General features: G+C 39.3%; 7 protein-coding genes. All 7 read right to left on the bottom strand.

Features of this window, described 5'->3' with window-relative positions:
* Positions 1–159: 159 nt before the first annotated feature.
* Positions 160–1,119 carry a GH25 family lysozyme gene (locus GTO83_RS04630; protein ID WP_180871949.1) on the bottom strand — a complete coding sequence of 320 codons (960 nt, stop codon included), beginning with the start codon at positions 1,117–1,119 and terminating at the stop codon, positions 160–162.
* 1 nt (position 1,120) lies between these two features.
* Positions 1,121–1,597, bottom strand: a complete 477-nt coding sequence (locus GTO83_RS04625) for a phage holin family protein (protein ID WP_102816936.1) — start codon at positions 1,595–1,597, stop codon at positions 1,121–1,123.
* A gap of 129 nt (positions 1,598–1,726) precedes the next feature.
* Positions 1,727–1,987 carry a hypothetical protein gene (locus GTO83_RS04620; protein WP_180871948.1) on the bottom strand — a complete coding sequence of 87 codons (261 nt, stop codon included), beginning with the start codon at positions 1,985–1,987 and terminating at the stop codon, positions 1,727–1,729.
* Between the two features lie 2 nt (positions 1,988–1,989).
* Positions 1,990–2,166 (bottom strand): hypothetical protein, encoded by a 177-nt coding sequence (locus tag GTO83_RS04615; RefSeq protein WP_255463177.1) that lies wholly within the window; start codon positions 2,164–2,166, stop codon positions 1,990–1,992.
* Positions 2,153–7,864, bottom strand: a complete 5,712-nt coding sequence (locus GTO83_RS04610) for a carbohydrate binding domain-containing protein (protein ID WP_255463176.1) — start codon at positions 7,862–7,864, stop codon at positions 2,153–2,155. Before GTO83_RS04610 ends, GTO83_RS04615 begins: the two co-directional genes overlap by 14 nt.
* Positions 7,865–7,879: 15 nt before the next feature.
* A complete protein-coding gene (locus GTO83_RS04605; protein WP_180871947.1) occupies positions 7,880–8,236 on the bottom strand; it encodes a DUF6711 family protein in 357 nt (118 codons plus the stop codon).
* Between the two features lie 15 nt (positions 8,237–8,251).
* Entirely contained in the window at positions 8,252–14,302 is a 6,051-nt protein-coding gene (locus GTO83_RS04600) for a lytic transglycosylase (RefSeq protein WP_180871946.1), read from the bottom strand.

The following is a 14,302-nucleotide window of genomic DNA, read 5'->3' as shown; positions in this document are numbered from 1 at the left end:
CCCACAGATCTGCCCATTCTATGAAAACAAACAATTTTGATTTTCATAGTTGCCCATTCACAGAGTTGACCTATTTCTCCCTTGTTATACAGTAAAAAGCCCGACCAGCCAAGATGACTGATCGGGCTTTGTTAACTTAAGAGGTGGTTCACCTCCTAACTATTCGAATTTTCCGAAGGGTTCATTGGTTCGGGCATCCTGAACAGCTACATAGCCATACTGGCCGTTAGGACGTGGCTGGCGCACATAAACAAAACCGTTGGTCCGCGCCCAGGCATCGTACTTAACAATATCACCAGCGTGTAGCATTGCAATAACTGAGCTAGATGGTGATGCACCCCAACGAAGATGCAAGTCGGTATTAGACGTAAAAGTTCCCTTCTCGGCGAACCAACGAACGCCTAAATCATCAACCCAATTATGTGCTGGTAATGTGGGCTTAATTGCTGGCTTTTCTTGTTCAATTGGTTTGTTTGGCTCTGGGGTTGGTGCTTCGCTTGGATTAAATAGGTTGATTGCATTATCGGTTAATGTAATAGAACCATCAACGTTGTATCCAAGCAGGTTATCTGTGTGTTGCCACATATCAACATAATTTGCTGATGGGAAGTAATTGAAGTCAGGATTCTTTCCGGCTGCTTTCCCATTAGCTAATGGATATGCCGCTAACCAGAACATATCCATATTTGGATGAATTGCTTCTAAATTAAAGTTAGGCAGCAAGTACTTGTAAGTATAGAACCCAGGATGATACCCAGCATTCCGAACAGTATTAAGGAATGCAATCACTGATGATGTTGGCATGTTAGAGATTTCAGCATCTAAAATCATTAACGTACCAGGTTGTACATTGGCTTGTGCCTTTGAGTTAGCAATAAAGTAGTTTGCTTCGGCCACCGCTTGCGCATCATTATGGAAACGACCGAAGTGATAAAAAGCAAACCCTTTAATTCCACCGCCAGCACTTCGATCAATTAGTGAGCGAATATATGGATTGACATAGTTTGTGCTTTCAGTTGTCTTCACAATCGCATAATCAGCGCCAATAGCCTTGTAATCATCAACTGTTAAATGACTTTGAAAACTCGCAAGGTCAATTACTGTTTTACGTTCTGTCATATTATTTTTCCTCCTTATTTCCTTTATAATCACCGGTTATCTTATGAAAATCAGCTGGATTGTAGTCATCTTGGGCCTTAGCAACATTAAGTGCTTTGGCTAACGAGTCAATGATTGGTGACAACCACGGAACTTGTATGTCCATCTGATTTAAATTTTCGACAATTGATACCAAGTATTGATAGCAGAATGTCAATACCATTACTTGTGCAACATAATCAAAACCGATTGAAATTAGATATGGATAAAAAGCAAGCACTCCAATCATAAGGATAAAATTCTTTGCCAATCCATATGTCCCTTTGGTCGAATTTGTCCGAGTAGCTGTGTGATTGCTACGTAAGCCTTTGACAATCCCCGATCCAATATCAAATAATACAAGCAAAGTAAATCCAACTATTAATGGATCGTCAATTTGCTTGGCTGCTTGATGTAATGCTACTTCATGATAAGGTAGTGCCATTAATAATAAGTGCATTAAATTTCGTTCCCATTCCCTTTCTAATGCCGCCCATAAGAAAAGCCCTGAATTCGGTATTCTTTAAACACTAAATTCTAGGGCTTATTTATGTATTGTTTATTTCCGAAAGGCGACAAGTGCCTTTAACTATTCATTTGTTTTATCTGCTGTCTTATCAGCAGAACTAGCAATCTCATCTTGAGCATCATATACCAGGTTTTGGAAATCCTGAGTATCCTTACGTACTACCTTCTTGTTAGCATCATACAACTCTTTATTAGTAATGAAGGTGTTAAAAGTATCATTACCAGCATCGTCATCAAATACATTTGCAGTAAAGTTAGCAATTACTTGACCATTCACTGTGGACTTACCTGTTAGGGTGATTGATTTTGTTGATTCTAGCATAATTATTTATCTCCTTTTTCATCGTTTTGCTTCTTAAGTTCTTCTAGTTGTGATTTCAACTTACTATTTTCTTGTTCCAATTGAGTAGCTTTTGCTTCCCATGAGGCCGCTGTATAATTAGCAACCGCCAACTTTTGGTTAAGACTTTGAGCTACTAAGTTCATATCAATATTGTTCATTATTAAAAACTCCTTTAACTATCTTCATTCGATCATTTTCGTACCCTTTACGCTTAGCTTTGATTTCCCAAGCAAAGTGAATATTAGGGTTGCTAGATTTAACTGTAAAATTATTTGCTGAACGCGAAGAAACCCACACGTTTCCATCGCCATATGAAGTTAGAAATACTTGGTATGGCACTAATGTATTAACTGTTTCTAAGAAATAAGGATCAATCATGACAGTAACTACACCATTACTATTAGTTTGTGTTTCTCCAATATCGCCAAAGTAATATTCGGCGGTTTCATAGGCGTTAATGGCTGCCATTCCTCGCGATGTTGGAACTATGGCATTCTTCTTTCCAAGTACACCAAAATCACCTGTTACATTTACAAAACTACCTAATAGAGCCACATAATTTTTTGCGTTTAATGTAATGGAATCTCCACTTATAGATGTTGATGCTTCTGACAAGCTTATCCTTGGCGTTAAGTCTGCTTTTGTCTTCGAACAAGCCGTAATATTAATGGAATTATCAGCACTCACTGTTAAATAATTACCAGAATTTATAGATACATCTGAATTTCTTTCATAACCAGTAGTATCACCAATTGTTATATAAGAATCTAATGTTGTTAAATGAATTGAAGCTGGTGCTTTGATGTCTACAAAAGAGTGATCTTTATTGCTGTCATTTCTTCCAAAAATATACACACCAGGTTGGGCTCGAACGCCAAAAACATTTCCAAGATTCTTTGATGGAATAGCACCAGCGATGAGTGCAGCTGTACTATGATCATCGGTACTACCGGCAGAAACAGTAATATTATTGTTGAACCCTAATATCCCCGACCCCGAAACATAATGGGCTGTATTTGTTCCCCAAGAGAATCCTTGCTCTGACCAATAATTGGTTGTGAAATTTTTGGTAGACAATAAGAACCCTTCGTCTCCTTTAATTGTAATGGCTCCATTAAGATTTGAATTTTCTGAGTTAGCAAGAATAACTCCTGTGTGCTTCATACTTCCACCAAGTTGATGTTCAAAATTAATTTCACCTTTTTGAATCCGTACACTTCGCTGGTTATCGTAATCATGAATTCCATTCTGATCAATCCAAGCGTCATGGTTGTTTTGCCAAACGTGAAGTGCTCCGCTATCTAAATAAAATTCACCATTGCTACCTCTTAATGTCCCGGCAGTAATGTTATTTGCATTCAGGTTGATAACATTAATCCGACCAGCATCTAGTGTTCCAGCAGTAATCTTGTCAGCTGAAACGTTAGTTATGGCCGCATCAGGGATAAATGCTTTGCCAGAGAAGATAGTCGATGAAGAATCCATGTATATCTTGTCATTTTGAATTAACGTTGCACCAGCGGACATGTTGATTTGAGCGAGAGTATCGTTTTTTCTAACATTAACGTTGGTAAACCACCAAGAACCAAAATCGGAATAAGCTTCAATATGAACCCAAATTCGTGCCTTTACCGCATAATTTGGGATAGTAAGAGATCCAGTTTTGGTGTTAAAACTTTCGTTCGGTCTAAATATAACTCCACTTTGCCAATCCCAATGGCCATCTTTCTTTTTATAAACAAGTCCAAGACTAAATTGATTAGTAGATTGGTCTTGCCAAGCGTAAGTTGAAAAATAATACTTATCTCCTGCTGCTACTGGAAACCATTTGCCATAATATGCATCTCTTTTATTGATTCCACCATAATATTTTGATGGACTAGAGCCATTTCCTGTTGAAGAACCAACATTTTCCCAACCATTAGTGTTTCCATCCATGAAATCAGGATTACGACAAATATTAGATAGATCACCAGTTGAACCAATCGTTAAATTAATGTTGTCTGCTTGGGTCGTGATTTGTCCTTGCAATCCATTTACTTTATTAGTTACTTCATTTCGAATGCTCTGATCTGTTTGACTAATTTTAGACTGAAGATCACCGTAATTGCTTGAAACAGTAGATTGTAATCCTTGCACGGTTCGATTTAATTCACTATGTTCTGAATAACTGGCTGCTCGTTGCCAGTTAGTCCAGCCTCCAGTGCTGGTATAATTCCGCGTAAATCTTAATGTTGGATCGTTATCTGCTTGCCAAGTTTGCATAATTCGACCATCATAAGCTTTTTCCACTTTTAGATAGCACCAATTAACAGCAGGTACGTTAGTATTACCTGTTGACTGAATAAAATAATTTCCAGTATTCGTATAATCATTTGCATTAATTGCATTATTGACTACTCGAATGTTAGTTAAATTTTCTAAACTCCCTACTCGTCCAATTACGCTATTAAGGCTATTAGCAGTAGATGTTGTCTTACTATCAACGCCATTTATCTTGTCAATTAATTCAGTACGAACGGCAGAGGAACTTTGACTAATTTGTGACTGTAAATTACCGTAGTTACTACCGACAGTTGAACGTAGCCCTTCTAATGATTGAGATAGTTCGGTAAATGCAATTTGTGTAGCCATATCAGCAGGGGCAGGACACCAAGGAGTCGCTACACAGCCTTCTTCTAATTTTATATTTGCAAAGTAAAATGAACCACCAGGCATTTCCTGATCCATATAGCTTTGCAGTCTCCAACCCGCAAACGTTCCTGAATGATCAATTTTAAAGCTTGCACTATATCTTTGCCATTTATTACTTATATTCGTAATCGTTACCAATGGTGCTCCACCGGTATATTGACTGGTATAGTCACTAAATAATTGTACTGGATAATTTATCGTTCTTTCTTCTGCACCTTGATTATCATACCAACGCGCAAAAAAACTAAGTGTATAAGTCTTCCCGGCTTCAACAGTTATTGAATCTGAGTATTGTAACGCCTCGTTTTTAGGATTAGTACCATAAGCATGCGCAATTTTTGTTTTTATTCGACCATCTGGTAATTCATTTGTGTTTTCAAAAGCCCCATGATTCCAAAAATGCCAATGTTCAAAATCTTTAGTTCCCGTAAATAAATTAATTCCGCCTCCGCTAAACATAGGAACGGTAGTTTGCTGAACTTTTTGCAGAAAACCATCAGCAGTTTGTAAAAAGCCTGAATTAGTAAGAATATTGCTTAATCCTTGCCAGTTGCCATCATTTTTAATTGTGTTAATAGCATCATTCTTTGCAGAATTAGTTTTATTATCAGTTTCAGACTTAGTGTAGTAACTACTAAATTGTTGGCTAGTTGTTGTGATGCGTGCTGATAATTGCGCTAAATCATGAGCTGTATCCTCGACAGCTGGTGTCCAATCGGTAGAAACATTTCCTGTCTCCAATTTAAGCTTTCCGAATTTAAGATAGGTTCCGGTTTTTAGATCAAAAGCTTGGCGGAACTCACTAATATCAAATAATCTCACATCGTTATTCTTTTTACCCGGCCATTTGTAGGAACAAAATAATTTATAACTATTTGTACCAATTTTTTGAATAGTTGCAGGCTGATAATCATGTAATTTTACCGTATACCATGTAATACCAACTGCCTTCAAATCTTTTACTGTTGCATCTGTTTGAAACCAGATTGTTTGCGTATACTCTTGATCAGGAGCTAATGTATACCAGAATGTGTGTGGATCCTGTGGAAGGATTTCTTCACCGTCACCTGCTGTTGGAAGCGTTGCATAGGCAAATCCATCTTTCCATGTGGTATTGGGAATTCCGAATCCCATAGTGTATTCCCGATCTGTACCAGTAACTAAATTACGTCCACCAATCTTTAAATTATTCATTCGGTCAGTGACGCTGTTTAAATCAACCCGTAACCCATTAGCCGTAGCTTGAACGTCTGCTGTCTTGGCGTAACCATTTAAATCGCTAGCGGTTAACCGAGCATTGAGAGCTTGATTAGTCAGATTAACAAAATTCGTGTAGGTAGTATTATCAACTTTACCAGCCAACATCGTCTGTAAATTCTGTGCATCAAGCTTTAATTGAGCAATATCACCGTTAGCAGTACCAAGTGTAGTTTGCAGACCTTTTACGTCAACCTTAGTAGAATTAACGTCTCCTAGCAGATTAGCGTAATTGATGTTCAAACTTTTAACTGTGTTAGTTACATCAGCAATGTTTTTGCCTTGTGCCTGAGCCTGTTTAGTTAAATCGGCAATGTTGTTTTGCGCTGAAATATACTTCTGCAAGGCATCAGCTACATCATTAGTCACTTTAGTTAAGTCAGGAACAATGTTGTTATCGTACTGACCTTGTAACTTAGTAATGCTATCGCTTAACTTTTGCAGACTATCATCGGCAACCTTCTTATTATCAGCAATTGATTTATTTAGCTTCTCTATACTCTCATCAGCAGCAGATTTATTAGCTTCAATTGACTTATTAAGGTTCTCAATGTCGGCATCAGCTTTCTGCTTGTTGGTGATGATATCCGATTTGGCTTGGTTAAGGCCGGCTTGGGCTTGTTCGATTTGATGCTTTATTTCATCTTCCGTTAAGTCTTTCCTTACCCACTTTCCAGAGCCATCATCTTGTTTTTCAAAGACCCACAACTCAGTAGCGTTACCATTCTTCCTGAACCAAACATCATTGAATTTAGCGTTGGTTGGTGGAGCAGTTACGCTTGGAGGAAACACAACTGTCCCATCTGGCACTCTTCTAAGTTGTAATTCCTTAATTGTTTGAGCAACACTACCTTGCCAAGGAACCATTTGATCAGAAGAAGTTGTCTGATCAGCTTTTGAAGTTGCAGAAAGCCCACCATTAAAATCAAGAGTGTAGCTACTGTTTGGAACAACAAAAGAATTTCCCTGTTTATCTTCTAGTCGTAGCCAATCCCCCGCTTCAACAGCAGGATTACCAAACCAATTCAGACTAAACGGGTAAAAAGTCAAGTCTTTCAATTGCTCCCAAATATCATTGAGCCGTTGTGGTGTCATGATATTATTTTCGAGTTTAATTTGAGAACCAGTAGCATCCCCAGCTTGATAAGTCTTGGTTTCCTCTGTACTCTCACCATCTCGAGTTTTAGTGGTAAGAGTGACTTGGCATTGAATGCCATTAATCTTATAGGCGGCTTCGTTCTTAGTTAGTCCTGCTTGCTCATATTGACTAGGATCTAATTCATAGTTTGGTTCAGAAATCGTCCGAATTGTAAATAAACCTTGTCGATCAAACAGAGCATAACCAACATACAATTGAGCGATCCAGCCAAGTGCTTTGCGATAGCTTTGACCAGTGATTGGAGCTGGTAAATCTGCTTGGTGTGGAAGGCGTGCTAAATCATCAGTATTAGCCTTAACACCTGATTGAGCACAGATCTCCGCAATAACATCTAATACTTTGGCTGGGTACGTTAACTTAGATACATAAGCTCCCTCTAAGCCACAGAAACGATCACTAGCACTAACAGTCGTAAGATTATTATTTCGGTCCATCTTAATTTCACTGGAGATAATAAAAACGCCCAACGGTTCATAAACATAACCGCTAGACGTTTTTATTCCAATGCTAGGACGAACCTCCATTCCCAGCTTCAACCCCTCAACAAGGTGAGAGAATTCAATCTGAACAGTGTTTGAATACGTAGACCCAATAGCAAACGTATCACCGTTATAAGCTCCAGAATCGTACTTCAAACTATTAACATCGGTTGCACCATATGTTTTACCATCAATCGTAACTTTAATATCCAAAGTTCGCTGTGAAGCTCGCCAAGCATCTCGAGTTTCTTTTGATTGTGTTAACACTAATTAATCACCTCCTTATTGCTCAATCAGATCAAAAGATAAACCTTTCCAAACCGGTAATGATCCTACAAATGAATAAACAGGCGCTGTCCGATCACCAACATAAAACGTCCCTGATCGAACTTGCCCGTCTACTGGATCTAAATATTCAACACTAAAAAATTCGGCCTTAACAGAATCCAAAATCTTTGAACATTCGGCTACTGTTAAAGCACCAAAAGTTAATGTTATTTTTCTTTTAGTTGCTACTCGATCACGATGTAAAAGCCCTTGCGCATCACGGGTCGCCTTTGCATCAATATCTTGAATAGCAACTTGCATTGTTTGTGGGGCTGGATTAATCACTGTCCCAGAAATTTTTAGAGAATACAAACATCCATCTCCTCCTTAAATATTTAACATATTTCGACCATTCTTTTGATTTACCGCATTAATTCCTTTGATAGCATGTTCGCCAAATGACTCATCACCAATCTTAACGATTAAGTGTAAATCAACTGGTTGATTACTATTATTAGTAGCATTTTGCATTTGTAATGCTTGAACAATAGCATTTACTAGGTTGGTACTCATTTCTTTGAATCCGCCATTTTGCATTGTTACATCATTGTCTGATGAAGATTCAGCATACATAGAATTTGGAGTAATTGCATTATTTGAGAGAGCTGTTGGGAGTTGTAGCCCTCCACCAAAGTTTCGATTCATAAATGCAATTGCTTCGTTAATCCGTTGCATACCTAGTTCACGGTTCATTAGTGGGATAACCATTTCAGGCTTATCACCTTCGCCGATTTCATAGAAGCCGTGCTTTGAAATTAAGCTACCGTCTTCATAACCGTGTCCATGACCAATAACTGCCAGCATTGAAGAACCATAACGATGCTTAGCATAATTAATAGCGGCAAGCATGTTATCGTAACCCTTCATGATGTTGTGATGACCAGGGAAAGCATAAGCATTAAATGTTCCTGGCTTCGTTTGTAAAAGACCAGTTGCGTTTCCGTCAGCTAAGCCATCGTTACCACCAATAGCACGTTCGTTACCGCCTGATTCAGTTTGAATTTGACGAACCCAAGCGTTTACATAAGCAGCACTAGCAGGTAAGCCATTCTTGCGTAACGCCTTTTTAACAGCGCTACGCCAACCTTCCGCACCTGGTCCGGTTTGATGAGTTGCACCACCGAATTGGTCAATCACCTTCCGGGCCCAGTTCATCATACCCTTCTTTTCTTCGTTAACAGCACCCTTGGCGAGTTTTAATGGTACCTCACCTGCTCCCCAATCATAGGTCACAAACTTATCGACAATATAGTTAACGAGTTTTTCAGGATGAGCAATGTCATCTGTAACGTTTTCAAGTTCATCCATTGCAGCATCAAAGAATCCACCAATACCGCTAAAAAGGCCGCCAAAGTTTAAACTGCTAAGTGCCCGACTAATTCCACTAAAGTCAAAATTAAAGCTACCAATCCCACCAGCATATTTAGGAACCATGTTTGCTAATTCGTTAGCGGTATCAGTTGCAGTTTTGACCTTAGTACCAGCCGGCAGATAAGTTAAGAAATTACGTTTAGCAGGGAATAGTCCTTGCTCACCAGTAGGGAGTTCATAACTTTCTCGGTAAATATCACCGTCTTGGTCATTAACTAATGCTAATCCACCTGGATGATTTTGTGTCCCTGTTTTGTATGAATTCCAATTAAAGAATCCCCAACCAACAGAACCACCGCCAAGTTTATTAAGCACCCAGTTAATACCATCTCGAATCTTATTAGTAGCATTCTTAACAGGTGTAACAATGGCATCAGCCACCCGGTTAGCAGCATTCCTAATGCTCTGCAAACCACTAGTAATTCCATTACCAATAGTGCCACCAAGTCCACCAGCCCATGAGCTAAGAGTTCGTGAAGTACCATCTCTAAAACTAGAGACCCAACTTCCCAAACGCTCACCAGCATTCTTAGCGGAATTGTAAGCACCACCAATACCGTTGCTTACATGACCACCTAGATTACCGGCCCAATTATGAATACTACTATTGGCACCATTGAAGAAACTCCTAGTCCACTCAGATAATTTATTACCAGCATTAACAGCACCTGATCGTGATGACTCGGCACCGTTGTTAATGTGATCACCCAAGCGTTGTGCCCACGAACGAACACGCTGACTTGCTGATTCTCTGAAACTTGTCGTCCAGTCTTTCAACTTGTTTCCGGCGTTAGTAGCCATTTCATGACCAGTTTCAACATCGTTATTAATATTAGAACCAATTTTTTGAGCCCATTTTTTGATGTCTTTCTTGGCATCATCAACAAATCCAGTAGTCCAAGATTTAAGTTTGTTACTACCAGCAACAGCAAGTTTCTTACTCTTTTCAACATCTTTATTGAAGTTAGTTCCGATACCCGAAGCCCACTTCTTCAATGTTTTTTGAGTATCACTGATAAAACCAGTAGTCCATTTGCCGATGTTCTTACCAGCTTTTTCAATACCTTTCTTACTCTTGCCAATATAGTTACTGATATTTGGTCCAACTTGTTTAGCCCAAGACGTAAAGTTATCTAGGATTTCGTGTGATTTAAAGCCAATAGCTTCAACCCAATCCTTGGGCTTTTTACCTTTGCCATATTTAGCCCATCCATCGCCAAACTTAGAGGCACCAACGCCACCCCATTTACCGATAAATGAACCGATTTGTTGACCAATAGCGGCACCAATCGGACCACCAAAGAAAAGTCCAATTCCGCCACCAATAGCTCCACCGATACCAGAACCAAAACTCTTGAACTTGTCTTCTTTATTGTTAGCCTTGATCCCCTTATAGATATCAATTCCAGACGTTACACCAATCATAGCCGTTGACAGGCCAATTCCCATCTTCTGACCGAGTTTCATTGGCTCGCCAGACTTAATAGATGACTTAGCAGATTTAAGAAAGTCGGTCTTAGCAAGATTGGTGTTTTGCCATGACTTGTTGACTTCATCCCATAGCTTTGTAGCATTGCTCCAGCCTGTTTTAATATTATTAAAACTAACTTTGGCAAGTTCTTGAATTTTAGTAATTGGGTGTTTACCAAAATCAATCACCGTTCCCAGTAAGTCATCAGCATACTTAGCACCATTCTTAAGCTTATCAAAGCTGAGCATTGTAACTATTTTAAGAGTATCGGTAAAGTCCTTAATGCTCGAAATAGTTTTACCTGCAACCTTAAGACTAAATAGCGTCATCAAAGTAGTAGTCATTACCTTAACTGCTGTTTGGTGATGGTTGATCCAATCGGACAGTAGATTTAATGCACCTGTTAGTAATTTCAATGCACCAACAATAGCAAAACCTGTAATCTTTGCTAATGGTTTCAGAAAGCCATCAAAGAACCATTCAAAAATAGGTTCAGCAGCTTTAATCACATTATGAACAACCTTTAATGCAGCTGCTAACAAGTTAAAGAAGTCTGGAAGTAGTTTAGTAATAGTAAATCCGGCTAGAGGTAACAGGACATTCTTGTAGGCCCATGCCAAACCGTTCCAAACATCTTTAGTAACTGGACGAATAGCTTTTAGCAAAGTGTCAATTGATTGCAACAGCGGTGTAAAGTCAAGCTTCTTAGCCCAATTGGCAGTGTAAGTTGCCATATCACCAAGAGCACCTAACATATCATCAACCATACCTAAGAGCGTCTTAAAGATTGATGTTCCAACATCACCATGTTTCCAAGCCTTGTCGAATTGGTCCGCTAAATTGCCAATTGTATTACCAATGCCTGTAACAATTTCAATAAGATGGCTCCAGATTGAAACACCTAATTTTGAGTGATTCCATGCTTCATCAACGGATCCAACCATATCCTTAAAAATTCTAAGTATATTATTAAGCGCATTAAGCCAAGCTTGCCATAGTCTTGTACCGTTATTGCCGTGTTGCCATGCTTCATCAAAGGCTTTAGCAATATCACCAATGAATTTAACTAGGTTAGTAGCCAAATCTAAGAGATTAGCAAAAATCCTTTTACCAAGATCACCAGTATTCCATGCTTCACGGAATGATTCAGCTATGTGATGGATAGCAACAAGAATATTATTCAGTGAATCAAAGATAGTCTGAATAAACCTTGTTCCTCGTCCACCTTCTTCCCATGCTTCGGCAAATGCCCTCGCAATGTCGCCAATAATATTCAGCATATCTGCTAGCAGTTGAAGCAAGTTCTCCATTACTTTTTGCCCGGTACCGTTGTCCCAGACATGTAAGAATGAATTCCCTACATCACCTAATAACCGCTTAATTTCTGACCATGAATACTTAGCAGCATCAACAACAGCTTGACCCTTTTCATCCCAAGCTTTTTTCATTGGATCAAATAGTTCACCAAGAACTTTTTTGACTTTATTAGCCGCATCAATAGCGTTTTGCGAGGCTTCAAGAGGAACGTTCCAGTCAATACCGGGATCACCCTCATCACCTGCTCCACCATCATCAATACCAGGATCGTCGAAGATTGGCGTATCTTGTTTTGGCTGCGGAGTAAATTTCTCTAGTGGTTGCGCTTCATAGCTACCATTATCACCACTTTTGTTCTTGCTATTATCTAAAACATTTAACTCATCAAAGCCCATGAGCGATGCTTGAAGATCTTCATTTGCCTTCTTAGTATCTTCAAAGGCTTTCTTAGCTTGTTCGTTAGCAGCCTTTATCTTTTCGTTTTCAGCCGCTACTGCCGCTGCACCTTGACGGTTAGCTTCGGCAATCTGTTGGTTAGCACGCTGAACTGCTTTCGCTTGCTCTTGCTGTTGCTTCTTGACCGCATCGCTGGCTTTACTTGCCGCTTTTGAAGTATCGTTCATCGCACGAACTTGGTTATAAAGTCCTTGCGCCCCGCTACGAGCACCAGAAAGGCTCATACCAGTTAAAGCAGAAGTAAATTGAGCAATCCAACCAGTTGCCTTACGCAAGGCATTCATTAGCGCGTTAATTGCTGGCAAAACATAGCTATAAATTGGATAGAAAGCAGTCAGCAAATTAACCTTAATTGCATTAAAGCTACTTGCAAATTGGCGGTTAGTCATCAATGCTGAACCCATTCCCTGAGCAAGCATCATGATACCTTGATACAGTAGCGTAAACACAATTAACTGACTGGCTAACATGCTCATTGCCATCTTGACGCCCTTTAATCGTTCACTGAGTAAAGAAGCACTTGTACCAGCTCTTCTCATTGAGGAACTACCACTATCACCCATGCGTCTAAATGACGAGGTGACGTTTGAAATAGTATTTCGTAACCGATTAAGCCTTGAACTTGTATTTGATGCGGTGTTACCTTCTTGAGCTAGTGTAGTGTTCACTCTTGAAGAAGCATTTCGTAACTCATCGCCACGTGAACTAACGTAACTATAAGCCTTAGCTAATTCATTACTTCGATTTATAAGACGTTTATACTCTGTTTCGGCTTCTTTAAGTTCCTTGTTATTACCAGATGATCTACCAAGAACAGCATCTTGCGCTTTGGTTTCCGCAATAGTACGCCTAATCCGTTCAATCTTTGCTTCCGTTTGATCCATCTCACGTTCAATACGTTTGAGTGAATTTGGAATAGTATTAAGCTCTTGCGACATTTCTTGTGCGAGGGCTTTGGCTTGGTTCTGATAACGTTCCATCTTGACTTGTGCATTAGCAATCTGGTCATCAAGTCGCATTGCTCTAACCTGACTGCCTTGTTTGTTCATATCAAGGTTATCTCTGCTAGCCATCAATGTTGCTATTCTACGTTGCATTGATTGCGCCTGTTGCATTTTCTCGTTGATGTGGGATACAAGCCCATCAATTTCCTTCTTAGCTCGGGAAGCTTCTGCTTGTATTTCATCATCAATCCCTAAATCAACAGGCCTTTTAGGCATATAGCTCTGAATTCTTTTTTCTTGGTAGTCATCGAAGCTTGAGTTTCCTATTCTTGGTCTAGTCTTTTCTTTAGGACGCACTTCTTGTTGAGCTTGTTTAACAGGAATATCACCTACAGTTTCACGAGCTACCTTAGTTTGTTGAGCGATTCGCTGTTGCATATTAGCCGCTTCTTGCAAACGAGCAGTTAAACTATCCAAACTTTTTTCTGACTGATTAACAGCTTCTTTGGAACTTTCAGCTTGGGCCTTGTTTCCTTCGATGATCCTATTAGTTGCATCATCTTGAACACTAGCTGTACGCTCAATAGATTTTTGCTTAGAGTTTTCAGCCTCTTCACGTTGACGAACTTCTTCTTTGGCTTTCTCATTTGCTTTAGAAGCGTTATCGTTCATGTTCTGCTGAATACGATCCAAGTTACTTTGGATTTTAACTTGCATATCGTTAGTTTTTTGGCCGATGAGACTAGTCAACTCATCCATTTTTTGGAGTACATCCCCATAATTAGCTCTAAACCTTAACTCAAGTTCTTCCAAGTCCAT

The sequence above is a fragment of the Lactobacillus sp. 3B(2020) genome (assembly GCF_013487845.1).
Taxonomy (GTDB): Bacteria; Bacillota; Bacilli; order Lactobacillales; family Lactobacillaceae; genus Limosilactobacillus; species Limosilactobacillus alvi.
The sequence above is the reverse complement of the archived record's forward strand: the minus strand, read 5'-3'. Positions and strand labels throughout refer to the sequence as shown.